The 16,697-nt window shown below is 69.6% G+C and carries 19 protein-coding genes; 9 read left to right on the top strand and 10 right to left on the bottom strand.

Going from position 1 to position 16,697, the window contains the following annotated elements; translation table 11 throughout:
• Positions 1-9 precede the first annotated feature (9 nt).
• Together sufC and ACZ6JE_RS03555 are read left to right on the top strand one after the other, a co-directional pair.
• Positions 10-792: a Fe-S cluster assembly ATPase SufC gene (sufC, locus tag ACZ6JE_RS03560; protein ID WP_243213432.1), complete on the top strand. Its 783-nt coding sequence runs from the start codon at positions 10-12 to the stop codon at positions 790-792.
• A 2-nt stretch (positions 793-794) separates the two neighbouring features.
• Positions 795-1,127: a metal-sulfur cluster assembly factor gene (locus ACZ6JE_RS03555; protein WP_192060366.1), complete on the top strand. Its 333-nt coding sequence runs from the start codon at positions 795-797 to the stop codon at positions 1,125-1,127.
• Positions 1,128-1,242: 115 nt separating this feature from the next.
• Here the strand turns inward: ACZ6JE_RS03555 and ACZ6JE_RS03550 are convergent, their stop codons facing one another.
• The gene (locus tag ACZ6JE_RS03550) at positions 1,243-1,848 is read right to left on the bottom strand and encodes a biotin transporter BioY (protein WP_243213435.1); all 606 of its coding nucleotides are present in this window, start codon (positions 1,846-1,848) and stop codon (positions 1,243-1,245) included.
• A 148-nt stretch (positions 1,849-1,996) separates the two neighbouring features.
• Here ACZ6JE_RS03550 and ACZ6JE_RS03545 point away from each other — a divergent pair, with 148 nt between their 5' ends.
• Complete coding sequence (locus ACZ6JE_RS03545; protein ID WP_192060368.1) at positions 1,997-3,595, top strand: ABC-F family ATP-binding cassette domain-containing protein; 1,599 nt, start codon at positions 1,997-1,999, stop codon at positions 3,593-3,595.
• Between the two features lie 31 nt (positions 3,596-3,626).
• Here the strand turns inward: ACZ6JE_RS03545 and ACZ6JE_RS03540 are convergent, their stop codons facing one another.
• The 3 genes from ACZ6JE_RS03540 to ACZ6JE_RS03530 are packed head-to-tail and all read right to left on the bottom strand — an operon-like array spanning position 3,627 to position 5,100.
• Complete coding sequence (locus tag ACZ6JE_RS03540) at positions 3,627-4,493, bottom strand: SURF1 family cytochrome oxidase biogenesis protein (protein ID WP_192060369.1); 867 nt, start codon at positions 4,491-4,493, stop codon at positions 3,627-3,629.
• Positions 4,490-4,732: a hypothetical protein gene (locus tag ACZ6JE_RS03535; RefSeq protein ID WP_243213438.1), complete on the bottom strand. Its 243-nt coding sequence runs from the start codon at positions 4,730-4,732 to the stop codon at positions 4,490-4,492. Before ACZ6JE_RS03535 ends, ACZ6JE_RS03540 begins: the two co-directional genes overlap by 4 nt.
• Positions 4,732-5,100 (bottom strand): DUF3099 domain-containing protein, encoded by a 369-nt coding sequence (locus tag ACZ6JE_RS03530; protein ID WP_308196137.1) that lies wholly within the window; start codon positions 5,098-5,100, stop codon positions 4,732-4,734. The genes ACZ6JE_RS03535 and ACZ6JE_RS03530 overlap by 1 nt, the downstream gene beginning before the upstream one ends.
• 130 nt (positions 5,101-5,230) lie before the next feature.
• Between ACZ6JE_RS03530 and fabG the strand changes: the two genes are divergently transcribed.
• The gene (gene fabG / locus ACZ6JE_RS03525) at positions 5,231-5,941 is read left to right on the top strand and encodes a 3-oxoacyl-ACP reductase FabG (protein WP_192060371.1); all 711 of its coding nucleotides are present in this window, start codon (positions 5,231-5,233) and stop codon (positions 5,939-5,941) included.
• Positions 5,942-5,999: 58 nt separating this feature from the next.
• Here the strand turns inward: fabG and serB are convergent, their stop codons facing one another.
• Positions 6,000-6,641, bottom strand: a complete 642-nt coding sequence (gene serB / locus ACZ6JE_RS03520) for a phosphoserine phosphatase SerB (RefSeq protein ID WP_464318228.1) — start codon at positions 6,639-6,641, stop codon at positions 6,000-6,002.
• Between the two features lie 37 nt (positions 6,642-6,678).
• Positions 6,679-7,920 (bottom strand): glucose-1-phosphate adenylyltransferase, encoded by a 1,242-nt coding sequence (locus ACZ6JE_RS03515; protein WP_464318227.1) that lies wholly within the window; start codon positions 7,918-7,920, stop codon positions 6,679-6,681.
• Between the two features lie 47 nt (positions 7,921-7,967).
• Between ACZ6JE_RS03515 and glgA the strand changes: the two genes are divergently transcribed.
• The 3 genes from glgA to ACZ6JE_RS03500 all read left to right on the top strand — a co-directional run bounded on the left by glgA (position 7,968) and on the right by ACZ6JE_RS03500 (position 10,329).
• Positions 7,968-9,152 (top strand): glycogen synthase, encoded by a 1,185-nt coding sequence (gene glgA / locus ACZ6JE_RS03510; protein WP_320478912.1) that lies wholly within the window; start codon positions 7,968-7,970, stop codon positions 9,150-9,152.
• 9 nt (positions 9,153-9,161) lie between these two features.
• Positions 9,162-9,947 carry an ABC transporter ATP-binding protein gene (locus ACZ6JE_RS03505; protein ID WP_243213446.1) on the top strand — a complete coding sequence of 262 codons (786 nt, stop codon included), beginning with the start codon at positions 9,162-9,164 and terminating at the stop codon, positions 9,945-9,947.
• A 133-nt stretch (positions 9,948-10,080) separates the two neighbouring features.
• Positions 10,081-10,329, top strand: coding sequence for a type B 50S ribosomal protein L31 (locus ACZ6JE_RS03500; protein WP_192060376.1), 249 nt, complete (start codon positions 10,081-10,083; stop codon positions 10,327-10,329).
• Between the two features lie 135 nt (positions 10,330-10,464).
• On the opposite strand, the gene ACZ6JE_RS03495 is transcribed toward ACZ6JE_RS03500, so the two are convergent.
• Together ACZ6JE_RS03495 and treS are read right to left on the bottom strand one after the other, a co-directional pair.
• Positions 10,465-11,175: an exonuclease domain-containing protein gene (locus tag ACZ6JE_RS03495; protein ID WP_192060591.1), complete on the bottom strand. Its 711-nt coding sequence runs from the start codon at positions 11,173-11,175 to the stop codon at positions 10,465-10,467.
• Between the two features lie 99 nt (positions 11,176-11,274).
• Positions 11,275-13,014, bottom strand: a complete 1,740-nt coding sequence (gene treS / locus ACZ6JE_RS03490; protein WP_192060377.1) for a maltose alpha-D-glucosyltransferase — start codon at positions 13,012-13,014, stop codon at positions 11,275-11,277.
• Between the two features lie 70 nt (positions 13,015-13,084).
• Here treS and ACZ6JE_RS03485 point away from each other — a divergent pair, with 70 nt between their 5' ends.
• Positions 13,085-13,990 carry an alpha/beta fold hydrolase gene (locus ACZ6JE_RS03485; protein WP_243213447.1) on the top strand — a complete coding sequence of 302 codons (906 nt, stop codon included), beginning with the start codon at positions 13,085-13,087 and terminating at the stop codon, positions 13,988-13,990.
• Positions 13,987-15,066 (top strand): glycosyltransferase family 4 protein, encoded by a 1,080-nt coding sequence (locus tag ACZ6JE_RS03480; RefSeq protein ID WP_243213449.1) that lies wholly within the window; start codon positions 13,987-13,989, stop codon positions 15,064-15,066. The genes ACZ6JE_RS03485 and ACZ6JE_RS03480 overlap by 4 nt, the downstream gene beginning before the upstream one ends.
• 21 nt (positions 15,067-15,087) lie before the next feature.
• Here ACZ6JE_RS03480 and ACZ6JE_RS03475 read toward each other — a convergent pair whose 3' ends face one another.
• Entirely contained in the window at positions 15,088-15,732 is a 645-nt protein-coding gene (locus tag ACZ6JE_RS03475; RefSeq protein WP_192060379.1) for a histidine phosphatase family protein, read from the bottom strand.
• 30 nt (positions 15,733-15,762) lie between these two features.
• Complete coding sequence (locus ACZ6JE_RS03470; protein ID WP_192060380.1) at positions 15,763-16,629, bottom strand: NAD-dependent protein deacetylase; 867 nt, start codon at positions 16,627-16,629, stop codon at positions 15,763-15,765.
• Between the last annotated feature and the right edge of the window lie 68 nt (positions 16,630-16,697).

Genomic DNA, 16,697 nt, shown 5'->3' with positions numbered 1-16,697 from the left:
AAACGCATCATGTCCACACTCGAGATCCGAGACCTCAAGGTCAGCATCGACACCGATCAGGGTGTCAAGCCCATCCTCAAGGGCGTCGACCTGACGATCAACGAGGGCGAGATCCACGCCGTCATGGGGCCCAACGGCTCCGGCAAGTCCACCCTCGCCTACACGATCGCCGGTCACCCGCGCTACAACGTCGACGGCGGCTCCATCCTCCTCGACGGCCGCGAGGTGCTCGACATGACCGTCGACGAGCGCGCCAAGGCCGGTCTGTTCCTCGCGATGCAGTACCCCGTCGAGATCCCCGGCGTCACGGTCGCGAACTTCCTCCGCACGGCCAAGACCGCCCTGGACGGCGAAGCGCCTGCAATCCGGAGCTGGGTCAAGGACCTGCGGACGCACATGTCGGACCTCAAGATGGACCCGTCGTTCGCCGAGCGCAACGTCAACGAGGGGTTCTCCGGCGGCGAGAAGAAGCGTCACGAGATCATGCAGCTCGAGCTTCTCAAGCCCAAGTTCGCGGTACTCGACGAGACCGACTCCGGTCTCGACGTCGACGCTCTGAAGATCGTCTCCGAGGGTGTCAACCGGGCCAAGGCAAACACGGGTCTCGGGCTGTTGATGATCACGCACTACACGCGCATCCTCCGCTACATCAAGCCCGACTTCGTGCACGTCTTCGTCGACGGTCACGTCGCCGAGCAGGGCGGGCCCGAGCTCGCCGACCGCCTCGAGGACGAGGGCTACGACCGTTACGTCACCGCAGCCGCCGCCGAGGCCGCTGCGGCGGTGAACTGACCATGGCCGTCGCACTGGCACCCGAGAAGTTCGACGAGGTCGCCGAGGCGCTGAAAGAGGTCGTGGACCCCGAGCTGGGTGTCAACATCGTCGACCTCGGTCTGATCTACGACCTCGCCATGGACGAAGAGCACGAGAACGCGCTCATCATCAGCATGACGCTGACATCCGCCGGATGCCCTCTCACCGATGTCATCGAGGGCGACACGGCGAACGCCCTCGACGGCGTCGTGGACGCGTTCCGCATCAACTGGGTGTGGATGCCGCCGTGGGGCCCCGACCGGATCACCGACGACGGTCGCGACATGATGCGCTCGATCGGCTTCTCGATCTGATCCACGACGACGACGAAGAACCCCTGACCACTGTGGTGGTCAGGGGTTCTTCGTCGTCCGGGGAGAACCCGACGTGCCTCCGAGGAGGCGCGGGTCGCGCCCCGCAGGACGCCTCCTAGCGGTCGCGTCGTCCGAGCACCCGCCACGCCACCGGCAGCGCTGCGGCGGCGATGAGCCACTTGGCCACGCCGCCGACGATGAACGGGTAGAGGCCCGCGGCCAGCACGCTCTGCAGGTCGGCGGCGAATCCGAGCTGACCGAGCACGACGGCCAGGTAGGGGAGTCCGACGACGAAGGGGACGAGGCTCGCGGCGAAGAACGCGGCCGCCGAACGGAACCACTTCTTGTCCCAGTCGCGCTCGGACAGCCAGCCGATGAGGCCGGCGGCGAGCACGAAGCCGATGATGAAGCCGAAGCTCGGCTTCAGGACGCTGAGCGGACCGCCGGAGAACTCGGCGAAGATCGGCAGCCCCGCCACACCCAGCACGAGGTAGGTGAGCAGCGAGAGCGCACCGCGGCGGGCGCCGAGGCTCGCACCGACGAGCATGACCCCGAGCGTCTGACCGGTGACGGGCACGGGCCAGAGGGGGACCTGGACCTGAGCGAGCACCGAGACGACGGCGACGCCACCGAGCACGAGAGCCGCATCGGTCGCTCGGCTGGAGGTCACGAACCGGTCGGCGAGCACCGGTCGTGAGGTCGATGCGGTGGCGTTCGTCATGCAGTCTCCTAGAATGGGTAGGTTGATCGGCCTGAGGGCGGGTCGACGCCCATGCGCACGGCCCCTCACGACACGATGTGATCATTTTAGGGGCGACCCAACGGCGGGCGGCGTTGTGGACATCTCCCCAATCGATTGGACTTCTGCTGTGCTTTCCGTGCACGACCTCGAGATTCGCGTCGGCGCGCGCCTGCTGATGGAAGATGTGACGTTCCGCGTCGACAAGGGCGACAAGATCGGCCTGGTCGGTCGCAACGGCGCCGGCAAGACGACCATGACCAAGACGCTGGCCGGCGAGACCCTGCCGACCGGGGGCTCCATCGAGAAGACCGGCGAGATCGGCTACCTCCCTCAAGACCCTCGCAGCGGCAACCCGGAGGACCTCGCCCGCACGCGCATCCTCGACGCCCGCGGCCTCGGCCAGATCCTCCTGGGCATCCAGGAGGCCTCGATGGAGATGGGCAGCGACGACCCGGCGGTCGCGGCCCGGGCCATGAAGCGCTACGGCGATCTCGACGATCGCTTCAACGCGCTCGGCGGATACGCGGCCGAGGCGGAGGCCGCATCGATCGCCAGCAACCTCAGCCTGCCCGACCGCATCCTCGAGCAGCCGTTGTCGACCCTCTCGGGCGGTCAGCGTCGACGCATCGAGCTGGCGCGCATCCTCTTCTCCGCGGCCGACACGATGATCCTCGACGAGCCGACGAACCACCTCGACGCCGACTCCGTCGTCTGGCTCCGCGAGTACCTCAAGACGTACCAGGGCGGCGTGATCGTGATCAGTCACGACATCGAGCTCGTGGAGGAGGTCGTCAACCGCGTGTTCTACCTCGACGCCAACCGCCAGGCGATCGACATCTACAACATGGGTTGGCGCAACTACCAGCGCCAGCGCGCCGCCGACGAGGAGCGCCGCAAGAAGGAGCGCTCGAACGCCGAGAAGCAGGCGAGCGCGCTGCAGAAGCAGGCGGCTCGATTCGGCGCCAAGGCGTCGAAGGCCGCCGCGGCCCACCAGATGGTCGCCCGTGCCGAGAAGCTGCTCGCGGGCCTCGACGAGGTCCGCGCGGTCGACCGTGTGGCGAAGCTGCGGTTCCCGACACCGGTCGCCTGCGGCAAGACCCCGCTGATGGCCTCGAACCTCTCGAAGAGCTACGGCTCTCTCGAGATCTTCACCGCCGTCGATCTCGCGATCGACCGAGGCTCGAAGGTGGTCATCCTCGGGTTGAACGGTGCGGGCAAGACCACGCTGCTGCGCATCCTCGCGGGTGTCGACGAACCCGACACCGGGCAGCTGGAGCCGGGTCACGGTCTCCGTGTCGGCTATTACGCCCAGGAGCACGAGACGATCGACGTCAAGCGCAGCGTCCTCGAGAACATGGTCTCGTCCTCGCCGAACATCACCGAGATGGAGGCGCGGCGCGTGCTCGGTTCGTTCCTCTTCACGGGAGACGACTCGGCGAAACCGGCCGGGGTGCTCTCGGGCGGAGAGAAGACCCGACTCGCCCTCGCGATGATCGTCGTCTCCGGCGCGAACGTGCTGCTGCTCGACGAGCCCACGAACAACCTCGACCCCGCCAGCCGACTCGAGATCCTCGACGCCCTGGCCAACTACGAGGGCGCCGTGGTGCTGGTCAGTCACGACGAGGGCGCCGTCGAGGCGCTTAATCCCGAGCGCGTGCTCATCATGCCCGAGGGCACCGAAGACCACTGGACGCCCGACTACAGCGAGCTCATCAACCTGGCCTGATCCGCAGCGTCGCGACGGGGGAGGGCGAGCGTCAGCGACCGACGGCGTCGAGGATCTCGTCTTCGACGTCGTCGTCATGGCGCGGCCGGGCCGCGCGACGTCGGCGCCGTTCGTCGGCTCGCTCGTCGTCGCCGTCCTCCAGCGCCTCTTCGGCGTCGGCCCGGGTGTTCCGCTGCTCCTGGCGGATCACGTAAAAGAGGAACAGGAACGCCCCTGCGGCGAACATGATCCACTGCACGAAGTACGACAGGTTGAGACCGGTGTCGATCTCGGGTTCGGCGTACTTGACGGGAGCCGTCGCCGGCGTCGGGCTCTCAGCCATGAGCTGGCCGTACGCGGCCGAGTAGATGGCCCCGTCGACCTGCTTCTGCACCTCGCTGAGCTGGATGGTGGCGATCTGGTTCGTGCCTGCGACCGCGGTGCGATCGCCGACGGCCGGCTCGCCGGGCTTGAGCCGCGCCGTCACGGTCACCTCGCCCGACGGCGGCGCGGGGATCTCGTCGGGGGCGTCCTGGTCGTTGCCGGTGGGCACCCAGCCGCGGTCGACGACGAAGACGTCGCCGCCGTCGATGCGGAACGGCACGAGGACGGCGAACCCCGGCTGGCCGTTGTACGGCCGGTTGCGGACGAGCAGGGTCTCGTCGACCAGGTAGCGACCCGTCATCTCGACGGGCTGCCACTCGTCGGCCGCATCGTACGAGTCGAGCGACGGCAGAGCCTCCGCCACGGACACGGGCGCCGCGTCGTAGCGCTGCTCGAGCTGATGGACGACCGCCATCTTCTCCTCGTGCCGGTTCCACTGCCAGTTGGCGAGCATGGCGCAGATCAGGGCGAAGGCCACGACCACACCGAGGTATCCGAGCCACTTCTTCGAGAGGACCGCGCGCCAACCGGTCACGTCGCGGCTCCGACCGAGTCGACGGTCACACCCGCTGCCGTGACGACGACGGGGAAGTCGCGCGCCAGGAGGAAGTCGCTGAGATAGTCGACGTGCTCGTCGCAGGCCGACCAGACCTTGACGCGTTCGAGACCGTGGATCTTGGGGTTCCGCCAGTTGACCGACCGGGTCGCCACCGCGGTGCAGCCGGCACGCGAGCACTGGACGCGATCGGGCCCGACATCACCGAGACCGAGCATCAGGCCGTGCCTCCGCGGCCCCGCCGCTCGGATCCGTCGTCGCTGCTCGGCTCGTGCCAGCTGGGTGTCGCGGTGGGAGGTGCCCACGGCTGCTCGGGCTGACGGTACGTCTCGATTGCGCCGGGCCGCTCGACGTTCTGACCGGGGTCGTGGCCCACGTTCACGAGCACCACGGCGAAGTAGGGGATGAGCACGGCTCCCGCGACGGGGAGCAGCGTCCACCAGCTGAGGGGGATCACGAAGCACAGCGCGATGCAGACGATGCGGATGCCCATGGCCACCAGGTAGCGGATCATGCGGGCATGGCGATCGTCGGCCGGCGACGGCGGTAGCGAGGTGATCGGTTGCGATGTCTTCAATTCACTCACGGACTCTGTGTGCGTCTCGGGCGGGCGCCTCGAGCGATCTTAAGCCCTGTAGCCGACAGTAGGCTGGTGGGCGGTCCGGGCATCATCGGCCTGCGGACCACCCCCTTCAGCTCGCCCCGAGGAGACTCCCATGACCACGCCCCGTACCGTCCTCGTCACGGGAGGCAACCGCGGCATCGGCTACACGATCGCCGAGGAGTTCGTCGCCGCCGGGCACCGCGTGGCCGTCACCGCCCGCAGCGGGTCCGGCCCCGAGGGCTCCCTCACCGTCGTCGCCGACGTGACCGACCCCGAATCGGTCGACGCGGCGTTCACGACCGTCGAGGCCGCGCTCGGCCCGGTCGAGGTCGTCGTCGCGAACGCGGGAATCACGAGGGACGTCCTGTTGATGCGCATGACGGAAGAGGACTTCTCGTCGGTCGTCGACACGAACCTCGGCGGGGCCTTCCGCGTCGTCAAGCGCGCGTCGAAGAACATGCTCAAGGCGCGCTTCGGCCGCATCGTGCTCGTCTCGAGCGTCGTCGGTCTCTACGGCGGCGCCGGTCAGGCGAACTACGCCGCGTCGAAGAGCGCGCTCGTCGGCTTCGCGCGCTCGCTCACCCGCGAGGTCGGCGCCCGGGGCATCACGGCCAACGTCGTCGCCCCCGGCTTCGTCGAGACCGACATGACGGCCGTCCTGGCGCCCGAGAAGCAGGCCGAGTACAAGAAGTCGATCCCCGCCGGGCGTTACGGGACGGCGACCGAGGTCGCCCGCACGATCACCTGGCTGGCCGGCGACGACGCCGCGTACATCTCCGGTGCGGTCATCCCGGTCGACGGCGGTCTCGGCATGGGTCACTGACCGGAGCGGAGACCGAGGAGGCGCGGCTCGGATATCGGCACCGCGCCTCCTCGGCTGGTCAGCGGCCCGACAGGCCCATGACCGCGAGCACCTGCGAGAGTTCCGGGTCGGCCACCACGAGGTCGGCCTGCGCCCGCACCCGGGGCTTGGCGTTGAACGCGATCGAGAGCCCCGCGGCGCGCATCATCTCGAGGTCGTTGGCCCCGTCGCCGACGGCGATCGTCTGACCGAGGGGGATGCCGAACTCGGTCGCCCAGGCCGTCAGGCACTCCGCCTTGACCGCGGCGTCGACGATCGGCCCGGTCGTCTCGCCGGTGAGCCGCCCGGAGGCGACGTCGAGTCGGTTCGCGCGCCACCGGTCGAGACCGAGCGACTCGGCCAGCGGGTCGAGGGTCTCGTGGAACCCGCCGGACACCACGGCCACACGACTGCCGTGCCGGTGCAACCCGGCCACGAGCTCCGCCGCGCCCGCAGTCGGACGCACACGGGCGACGACGTCGTCGACGACCGAGACCGGCAGCCCCTCGAGCGTCTTGACGCGGGCGGCGAGGCTCTCGGCGAAGTCGAGCTCGCCCGCCATCGCGCTCTCGGTGATGCGGGCGACCTCGTCTCGCGAGCCGGCCGCCTCGGCGAGGAGGTCGATGACCTCGTCGCGGATCAGCGTGGAGTCGACGTCGAGGACGGTCAGGAAGCGCGGCACCCGCTCAGCCTAGGGGTGCCGCCAGCGTGCTCGTCGCCTACTGGTCGACCCGCACGCCCTTGCCGACGACGGTGATGCCGGACGGGGTCACCGTGAAGCCGCGGGCCCGGTCGGCCTCGTGGTCGACGCCGACCGACGCGCCCTCGGCGATGACGACGTCCTTGTCGAGGATCGCGCGGTTCACCGTCGCGTTCGGCCCGATGTGGGCCCTCTCGAACACGACCGAGTCGATGACCTTCGAGCCGGAGTCGAGCGTGCTCCACGGCCCGAGCACGCTGCGTTCGACGTGCGCGCCGGAGAGGAGCGAGCCGAGCGAGACGATGGAGTCGATGGTCGAGCCGAGGTTGCCGTGCCCGTCGCGCACGAACTTCGCCGGAGGCGAGTTCAGCTGCTGACTGAAGATGGGCCAGTCGGTGTTGTAGAGGTTGAAGATCGGCAACGCCGAGATCAGGTCGCGGTGCGCGTCGTAGAACGAGTCGATCGTGCCGACGTCGCGCCAGTAGTAGCGGTCGCGCTCCGTCGAGCCCGGGACCTCGTTGCGGTTCAGGTCGTAGACGGCCGCGTCGCCCCGCGAGACGAAGTCGGGGACGATGTCGCCGCCCATGTCGTGGTCGGAGTCGGCGTTCTCGCCGTCGCGCAGCACCGCGTCGATCAGGACGTCGGCGTCGAACACGTAGTTGCCCATCGACGCGAGGATCTCGTCGGGGGAGTCGGGCAGACCGACCGCGTCCTTCGGCTTCTCGAGGAAGCGCCCGATGCGCGTCGGGTCGTCGGAGTCGACCTCGATGACGCCGAACTGGTCGGCGAGGGAGATGGGCTGGCGGATCGCCGCCACCGTGACGCCGGCACCCGAGGCGATGTGCGCCTCGATCATCTGGGAGAAGTCCATGCGGTAGACGTGATCGGCCCCGACGACGACGACGATGTCGGGCTTCTCGTCGCGGAGGAGGTTCAGGCTCTGCAGGATGGCGTCGGCGCTGCCGGCGAACCACCGCTTGCCGAGACGCTGCTGGGCGGGGACGGAGGCGACGTACGCCCCGAGGAGCCCCTCGATGGACCAGGTCTGCGAGACATGCCGGTCGAGGCTGTGCGATTTGTACTGCGTCAGCACGACGATCTGACGGAGACCCGAGTTGATCAGATTCGACAGGGCGAAGTCCACCAGACGGTAGTTGCCGCCGAACGGCACGGCGGGCTTCGCCCGGTCGGCCGTCAGGGGCATGAGTCGCTTGCCTTCGCCGCCGGCGAGGACGATGCCGAAGATCTTCTTTGATGCCATGAGGTCAGAATGGCACGTTTCGTCGCGGCACGACTACGGTGACTCTCGTGCGAGTCGATGTCATCACCAAGGAATATCCGCCGAACGTCTACGGAGGCGCCGGCGTCCACGTCGTCGAGCTCGTCAAGGCCCTGCGCGAGTCGATAGACGTGCGTGTGCGCGCCCTCGGCGACGTCGACGACGAGCCGGGCACGACGGGCTACCCCGAGATCCCCGCCCTCGCGTCGGCGAATCCCACTCTGCGGACCCTCGGCAGCGACCTCCTCGCCGCCCAGGACGTCGCCGGTGCCGACGTCGTGCACAGCCACACCTGGTACGCCAACGCGGCCGGCCAGCTGGCGCAGATGCTGCACGACGTGCCGCACGTGCTGACCGCTCACAGCCTCGAGCCCCTCCGCCCCTGGAAGGCCGAGCAGCTCGGCGGCGGCTACCGTGTGTCGAGCTGGATCGAGCGTCAGGCCTACGAGACCGCCGATGCGGTCATCGCGGTGAGCGAGGGCATGCGCCGCGACATCCTGCGGTCGTACCCCACCATCGACGAGGGCAAGGTCAGCGTCGTCTACAACGGGATCGACCTCGACGCCTGGCGCCCCGTCACCGACGACGACGTCGTCCGGTCGCTCGGCATCGACCCCGACCGCCCGTCCGTGGTCTTCGTCGGTCGCATCACGCGGCAGAAGGGTCTGCCGTACCTGCTCCGCGCCGCGCGCCTCCTGCCTCCCGAGGTCCAGCTCGTCCTCTGCGCCGGAGCCCCCGACACCCCCGAGATCATGGCCGAGGTCACGGCCCTCGTGCACGAGCTGCAGGAGGCGCGGACCGGCGTCGTCTGGATCGATCGCGTGCTCCCGCGGCACGAGCTCAGCGCCGTGCTCACCTCGGCGACGACCTTCGTCTGCCCCTCGATCTACGAGCCGCTCGGCATCGTGAACCTCGAGGCCATGGCCTGCGGCGTGCCCGTCGTCGGCTCGGGCACCGGCGGCATCCCCGAGGTCGTCGCCGACGGACTCACCGGGCGCGTCGTCCCCCTCGACCAGGCGCAGGACGGCACGGGGACGCCCACCGACCCCGATCGCTTCGTCCGGGACCTCGCGGGGATCCTCACCGACGTCGTGTCAGACCCGGGCCTCGCGAAGCTGATGGGTCGAGCCGGCCGGATGCGCGCCGAGGCGGAGTTCTCGTGGTCGCGGATCGCCGAGCGGACCCTCGGGGTCTACGCCGGACTCCGTCGATAGGCTGGGGTCATGCCTACCGTCCTGAAGCTGTCCGATGTCTCGATCGTCCGGGGCGGCAAAGCCGTCGTCGACACCGTCAGCTGGAGTGTCGAGTCCGACGAACGCTGGGTCGTGCTCGGCCCCAACGGCGCCGGCAAGAGCTCGCTGCTGCAGGTCGCCGCGGCGCAGTCGCACCCGTCCTCCGGCACCGCCGAGGTGCTCGGCGGAGACCTCGGCTCCGTCGACCTCTTCGACCTCCGCCCCCGCATCGGGTTCGCGTCGACGACGATCGCCCGTCGGATCCCGCCGAAGGAGAAGGTCGTCGACGTCGTCCTGACCGCCGCCTACTCGGTGACCGGCCGCTGGAACGAGGAGTACGAGAACGTCGACGTGCGCCGTGCCCATCGCGTCCTCGACGAATGGAACCTCGATCACCTGGCGGATCGCACCTTCGGCGAGCTGAGCGACGGCGAGCAGAAGCGGGTGCAGATCGCCCGGGCCGTGATGACCGACCCCGAGCTCCTCCTGCTCGACGAACCCGCCGCGAGCCTCGACCTCGGCGCCCGTGAGGAGCTTCTCCAGATGCTCTCCGGGTACGCGCAGTCGCACGACGCGCCTGCCATCGTCATGGTGACGCACCACGTCGAGGAGGTGCCCCGCGGTTTCACCCACGCGCTCCTCCTCGATCACGGCTCGGTCGTCGCGGCCGGGCCGCTCGCCGAGGTCCTCACGGCCGAGACGCTCGGTGCGACGTTCGGCGTCTCGCTCGAGGTCGAGGTGCGCGACGGGCGATACTCGGCGCGCGCGGCCGGTTGACCCGCGCCTCCTGCGTTCCCGGCCTCTCGTCTGGTATCGTTCATAGCTGGTCCGAGACTCAGGTCTCGTGGCCGCCGACGGAAACGTCCCCAGACATCCACTCCATCACTCGTTCGCTAGACCTAGGACAATCATGAAGACCGACACCCACCCCGAGTACAAGCCGATCGTCTTCCGCGACCTCGCATCGGGCGCCACGTTCCTGACGCGCTCGACGACGACGAGCGACAAGACCATCGAGCTCGACGGTGAGACCTACCCGGTCATCGACGTCGAGATCTCGTCCGAGTCGCACCCGTTCTACACGGGCAAGCAGCGCATCCTCGACTCGGCCGGTCGCGTCGAGAAGTTCAACTCGCGCTACAAGAACTTCGGCAAGTAGACCTCGATCTCTTCCGCCTGACGGGGCGGTCCACTTCGGTGGGCCGCCCCGTTTCGCGCGCCTGGGGACGGCCTTCTGCGGATGCAGCCGCTCGTGCAGGTCGCGGCGCCCGCAGTCGGAGTGTCGGCGGCGGACTCAGCCGCTGATCGGCCGCTGCGGCCAGTCGCCCCAGGCGACGAACGTCGGGTCTTTGCTGCGACGCATGTACTGCTGGAAGCTCTCGGCCTGGGTCTGGCACCAGTCGATCTGGAGATCGTGCAGCCGGGTCGACGGGACCGCCAGCTGATCGGGGAACTTCTCGGCCATGGCCTGGGCCACCCGGCCGGCCGCGATGGCATCCGCCCCGGCATCGTGAGCGTCGTCGAGGGTGACGCCGTACACGCCGGCGGCGGCCTCGAGCGTGCGCTTCCCCTTGCGGTACCGGTCGACGGCCTTGTCGATGACGAGCGGGTCGACGACGCACCCGATGGTGCTGACGTCGCCCAGCGGCTCGATGCCGTGCCGACGCGCCTCACGGTCGAGGAGGGTCAGGTCGTACGGCGCGTTGTAGACGACCAGCGGGACTCCGCGGGCGAACACCGCACGGACCGCGGCGACGACCTCGGCGACGACCTCGGCCGCGGGGCGCCCCTCGGCACGGGCCTGCTCGGTGGAGATGCCGTGCACCGCGCTCGCCTGCTCGGGGATCTCGACACCCGGGTCGGCGAGCCAGGCGCCGTGCGCGATGCTCGTGCCGTCGGCGTCGATCAGGCCGACGTGAGCCGTGACGATGCGAGCCGTCTCGACGTCGATTCCGGTCGTCTCGAGGTCGAAGACCCCGAGCGCCTTCCACCACTCGGACGGCACCGGCCCGGCCGCGAACCCGCCGCCAGCGGATCCGTCGCCGGAGACCGCCTCGTCAGACGGTGCGTTCGGGGAGAGGTCGGTGTCGGTCACGCCTCGAGTTTACGAGGCACCACCGACGACGCCCTGACCGGTGTTCGGCACGTCACCGACGTGGAGCCAGAAGAACGCCTGCGTGCCGAGGGTGAGCGTCACGCGACCCTCGTCGTCGAACGAGGGGAACTGGGCTCCGCCGAAGAGGTCGTAGAGCGTCCGACCCGCGAACTGCGGGGCGTGGATCGTGACCGACGTCGGGTTGTGAGCGAACGAGAAGACGCACAGGATGTCTTCGGCCGAGTCGCCGAACTGCGTCTCGGACCCCTCGTACGAGCGGACGAACGAGAGCACCGACTCGTGGTCGGTGTCGAGCACCGACAGGGTCCCCATGCCGAAGGTGGGGTGCGCCTTCCGCACGTGGATCACGTTGCGGATCCAGTGGAGCAGCGAGCGCGACTGCGCCAGCTGGCTCTCGACGTTGACCAGGTTGTAGTTGAAGACGAGCGACTGCACGACGGGCAGGAACAGCTTGCCCGGGTCGGCGGTCGAGAAGCCGGCGTTGCGGTCGGGCGTCCACTGCATGGGCGTGCGCGACGAGTCGCGGTCGGGCAGCCAGATGTTGTCGCCCATGCCGATCTCGTCGCCGTAGTACAGGAACGGGCTGCCCGGCAGCGCGAACAGGAGGGCGTGCACGAGCTCGAGCTCCGCGCGCGAGTTGTCGAGCAGCGGCGCGAGGCGACGACGGATGCCGATGTTCGAGCGCATGCGGGGGTCGTAGGCGTACCAGCCGTACATCGCCTGCCGGTACTCCTCGCTGACCATCTCGAGGGTGAGCTCGTCGTGGTTGCGGAGGAACACCGCCCAGGCGGCGCCCGGGGGCACCTCGGTGGTCTCGGCGAGGATCCGCTTCAGCTCGCCGCCGTGCTGGGCGCGCAGCGAGTAGAAGATGCGGGGCATGACGGGGAAGTCGAACGCCATGTGGCACTCGGGCTCGTCTTCGGTGCCGAAGAACGCGGCGGTCTCGGCGGGCCACTGGTTGGCCTCGGCGATGAGCACCCGCCCCGGGAACTCCTCGTCGACCATCGCGCGCAGGCGCTTGATGAACTCGTGGGTCGCGGGCTCGCCCTCGCCGTTGCCCTCCTCGGTCTCGAAGAGGTACGGGATGGCGTCGAGTCGCAGACCGTCGACGCCCATCGACAGCCAGTGGCGCACGACGTCGAAGACGGCCTCCTGGACGGCGGGGTTCTCGAAGTTGAGGTCGGGCTGGTGCGAGAAGAAGCGGTGGAAGAAGAACTGGCGTCGCACCGGGTCGAAGGTCCAGTTCGACTCCTCCGTGTCGACGAAGATGACGCGGATGTTCTCGTACTCGTCGTCGGTGTCGCGCCAGACGTAGAAGTCGCCGTAGGGGCCCTCGGGGTCTTCGCGGCTCTGCTGGAACCACTCGTGCTGGTCGGAGGTGTGGTTCAGCACCATGTCGATGACGATGCGCATGTTGCGCTCGTGCGCCTTGGTGACGAGGTCGCGGAACTCGTCGAGCGTGCCGAACTCGGGCAGGATCGACTTGTAGTCGGCGATGTCGTACCCGCCGTCGCGGAGCGGCGACTGGAAGAACGGCGGCAGCCAGAGCGCGTCGACCCCGAGCCACTGGAGGTAGTCGAGGCGGGAGTGCAGACCCTGGAGGTCGCCCGCCCCATCCCCGTTGCTGTCGACGAACGAGCGGACCATCACCTCGTAGAAGACGGCACGACGGTGCCAGTTCGGGTCGAGGGTCAGTCCGGGCTGCTGAATCGGGGCAGTGAAGCTCACGCGTGCAACTCTACGGTGGCTCGCGTCCCTTCGCGCGTCGGGTTCAAGGTGCGGCTCGTAGACTCGCGGGGTGATCGTCCGAGAGCCCCGCGTCCCGTCGCCCTACCGTTCGCGCCTCGCGGCGTTCGATGTCGAGGAGCGGGTCGCCGAGGTCGCCGGCAGCTCGACCCGCTACTGGACGTACGAGCCCGTGGGCCCCGAGGAGGCGCGGGTCACCGTGGTCGCCGTCCACGGCTTCCGCGGCGATCACCACGGTCTCGAGCCCGTGGTGGCGCATCTCACCGGGGTCCGGGTGATCATGCCCGACCTTCCCGGCTTCGGCGAGTCGTCGCCGCTCGCGAGCGAGCACAGCGTCGAGGCCTACGCGGCCTGGCTGACCGCGTTCGTCGAGTCGATCGGTCTCGGCGACGACGTCGTCGTGCTGGGTCACTCCTTCGGGTCGATCGTGACGTCGGCCGCCGTCGCCTCCGGGCTCCGCGCCTCCCGGCTCGTCCTCGTCAATCCGATCGCGGCGCCGGCGCTGCAGGGCCCGAGGGGCGTGGTGACGCGCCTGGCCGTCTTCTACTACTGGGCGGGGGCCGCACTGCCCGAGCGCTCCGGGCTCGCCGCCCTGCAGAGCCCTCTCGTCACGCGGTTCACGAGTCTCGCCATGGTCAAGACGCACGACCGCGGTCTGCGGCGCTGGATCCACGACCAGCACGACTCGTACTTCTCGCGGTTCTCCGACCGCCGCGTCGTGCTCGACGCCTTCCGCGCCTCCGTCTCGAGCGATGTCAGCACGTACGCGGCTGGCGTCGACGTGCCCACGTTGCTCGTCGCGGCCGATCGCGACGACATCACGGCTCTGCCCGCGCAGCACGAGCTCCGGGCGCTCTTCCCCGACGCGACCCTCGCCGTCATCGACGGGGTCGGTCACCTCATCCACTACGAGAAGCCCCGCGAGGCCGCCGCCGCCGTCGAGGCGTTCGTGCGATGAGGGTCGTCGTCGACTGCCGTTACATCAGGGTCGGGCGCCATGACGGCATCAGCCGCTTCACCGCGGGGGTGGTCGGGGCCCTGGCGACGACCCACGACGTGACCCTGCTCGTGAGCGACCCCCGGCAGCTCGACAAGCTGCCCGATCGACCGCACGTGCTCGTCAGCGCGCCCACGAGTCCCCTCGAGCCCCTCGTGGCGCTGCAGGTGAACCGTCTGCGACCCGACGTCGTGTGGTCGCCCATGCAGACGATGGGTTCGTTCGGGCGCCGCTACCCGCTCGTGCTCACGCTGCACGACCTCATCTACTACACCAACCGCACGCCGCCCCCCGAGTTCGCCCTGCCGATCCGGCTGCTCTGGCGGCTGTACCACCTCGCCTGGTGGCCGCAGCGACTGCTGCTGAACCGTGCCGATGCCGTCGTGACCGTCAGCCGGACGACCCTCGACGAGATGCGCCTCCACCGACTCACCCGCCGACCCGTCACGGTCGTGACCAACGCGGCGGACCCGGTCGAGGCCGCGCCCCCACGCGCGGCGCCTCGTCACCGCGACCTCGTCTACATGGGCTCGTTCATGCCGTACAAGAACGTGTCGGCGCTGGCGAGGGCGCTTCCGCTGCTCGACGGGTACCGGCTGCATCTGATGAGCCGGGTGTCGGAACGCGAGCGCGCCTCCTTGTCGGCCCTGGCCCCCGCCGGGTCGCTGGTGTTCCACGACGGCGCGAGCGACGACGAGTACCGCGACGTGCTGCTCGGTGCGACGGCGGTCGTGACGGCCTCGCGTGCTGAGGGCTTCGGCATCCCCCTGGTCGAGGGGATGGCGCTCGGCACCCCTGCCGTGGTCAGCGACATCCCGATCTTCCGCGAGATCGGCGGCGAGGCCGCGGTCTACTTCGACCCCGAGTCGCCGGCCTCGATCGCCGCGGCGGTGCGTCGGCTCGAGCGCGAGTGGGCCGCCCGGTCGACCGCCTCGATCGCCCAGGCCGCGCGATTCTCCTGGGACGCTTCGGCGTCGGCCCTCGCCGACGTGCTCGAGTCGGTCTCGGCGGCGCGCGGCACCACGACCCGCAGCTGACCCCTCCGAGGAGGCGCCGACTCAGTCGCGCCCGCCGGCCTCCGACTCGAGGGCGTTCTGATAGTCGAAGTCGAACGTGCCGGGTCGCTCGGACTCGACCTCGATCGGGTCGTCGAACTCGCGCAGCACCAGATCGCCCCCGTCGGAGGCGAACGAGTGGATCGATCCGTTGCGGATCGGGATGCCCGCATGCGCCTCCGTGTCGGGGGAGACGTGGTTGACCACGGCGCGGATGACCGCTCCGTGCGTGGCCACGACGACGAGCCCGCCGTCGTGCCTGCGGGCGATGTCGGCCAGGGCGGGCAGCACCCGGGCCACCAGGTCGGTGCGGCTCTCGCGTCCGGGCACGGGGGTGCCCGCCGGGAAACGGGCTTCGACCTCGGTTCCGGTCAGGCCCTCCGCCTCGCCGTAGCGGCGCTCGGCGATCGCGGGGACGTGCAGGGGAGCAGGGAGCCCCAGGACGTCGGCGATGATCGCGCCCGTCTCGGCGGCGCGCACGAGGGGGCTCGCCACGACCGCGGTCACCCGCCTCCGCGACAGGAGGTCGCCGGTCTCGCGGGCCTGCGACCGCCCCAGGTCGTTCAGGGGGATGTCGGTCGCGCCCTGGATGCGCCGCGCGCGGTTCCAGTCGGTCTCACCGTGTCGCACCAGGTACAAGAGGGTCACCGTCGTTCCTCCGATCGGCGGAACGACCCGTCAGGGGATCAGACGCTCCGCGAGGGCCGCCAGCGTCTCTGACGTGCCGGAGTTCAGCTTAACCGCGGCCCGACCGTCGCCCTTCGTGACGCCGCGGTTGACGACGACGACGGGCAGACGTCGACGCGTCGCCTGGTCGAGCAGGCGGATGCCCGAGTTGACGACCAGCGACGAGCCCGCCACGAGCAGCGCGTCGGCGGCGACGACGAGCGAGCGCGCCTCGGCGAAGCGCTCGACCGGGACGAACTCGCCGAAGAAGACGACGTCGGGTTTCAGCATGCCGCCGCACACCGTGCAGACCGGCACCTCGAACGAGTCGATGTCGTCGACCTCGACGTCGCCGTCGGGCGCGAGCCGGACGCTCTCGGGATGCTCGAGCCAGGGGTTCGCCGCCGCGAGTCGGGCGGCGACCATGTCGCGCGCGAACGACTGGCCGCAGGTCAGGCAGATCACCCGGTCGACCGTGCCGTGCAGATCGACGACCCGACGCGAACCGGCCCGCACGTGCAGGTTGTCGACGTTCTGCGTCACCACGCCGTTGATCACCCCGGCGCGCTCGAGGTCGGCCAGCGCGCGGTGGCCGGTGTTCGGCTCGGACGACCGGAAGGACTTCCAGCCGAGGTGGCTGCCGGCCCAGTAGCGCTTCCGATAGCGGTCGCTCGAGAGGAACTGCTGGAACGTCATCGGGTTGCGCGGGGGAGCACCCGCACCGCGGTAGTCGGGGATGCCCGAGTCCGTGCTGACACCGGCGCCCGTCAGCACGGCGACGCGGCGGCCTCGGAGGACCTCGACGGCGGCGTCGAGCGAGGCGGCATCGGCGGCGGGCTCGACGGCGCTGCTGCTCGAGGACGTGGCGTCCGGCACCATCGGGGCTCCTTCGGGTCGGTGGACGTTAGCCTAAACGTCGTCACCCCCCGTTTTCCTTCCGCCGGCCG

It is taken from the genome of Frigoribacterium sp. AC759 (assembly GCF_979256015.1).
The sequence above is the reverse complement of the archived record's forward strand: the minus strand, read 5'-3'. Positions and strand labels throughout refer to the sequence as shown.

Bases quoted from the DNA above. Each gene is read 5' to 3' on its own strand.
- sufC (WP_243213432.1), top strand. From the start codon at position 10: ATGTCCACACTCGAGATCCGAGACCTCAAGGTCAGCATCGACACCGAT.
- ACZ6JE_RS03555 (WP_192060366.1), top strand. From the start codon at position 795: ATGGCCGTCGCACTGGCACCCGAGAAGTTCGACGAGGTCGCCGAGGCG.
- ACZ6JE_RS03550 (WP_243213435.1), bottom strand. From the start codon at position 1,848: ATGACGAACGCCACCGCATCGACCTCACGACCGGTGCTCGCCGACCGG.
- ACZ6JE_RS03535 (WP_243213438.1), bottom strand. From the start codon at position 4,732: ATGCTCGGTCTCGGTGATGTCGGGCCCGATCGCGTCCAGTGCTCGCGT.
- fabG (WP_192060371.1), top strand. From the start codon at position 5,231: ATGACCACGCCCCGTACCGTCCTCGTCACGGGAGGCAACCGCGGCATC.
- ACZ6JE_RS03515 (WP_464318227.1), bottom strand. From the start codon at position 7,920: ATGGCATCAAAGAAGATCTTCGGCATCGTCCTCGCCGGCGGCGAAGGC.
- ACZ6JE_RS03505 (WP_243213446.1), top strand. From the start codon at position 9,162: ATGCCTACCGTCCTGAAGCTGTCCGATGTCTCGATCGTCCGGGGCGGC.
- ACZ6JE_RS03500 (WP_192060376.1), top strand. From the start codon at position 10,081: ATGAAGACCGACACCCACCCCGAGTACAAGCCGATCGTCTTCCGCGAC.
- ACZ6JE_RS03480 (WP_243213449.1), top strand. From the start codon at position 13,987: ATGAGGGTCGTCGTCGACTGCCGTTACATCAGGGTCGGGCGCCATGAC.
- ACZ6JE_RS03470 (WP_192060380.1), bottom strand. From the start codon at position 16,629: ATGGTGCCGGACGCCACGTCCTCGAGCAGCAGCGCCGTCGAGCCCGCC.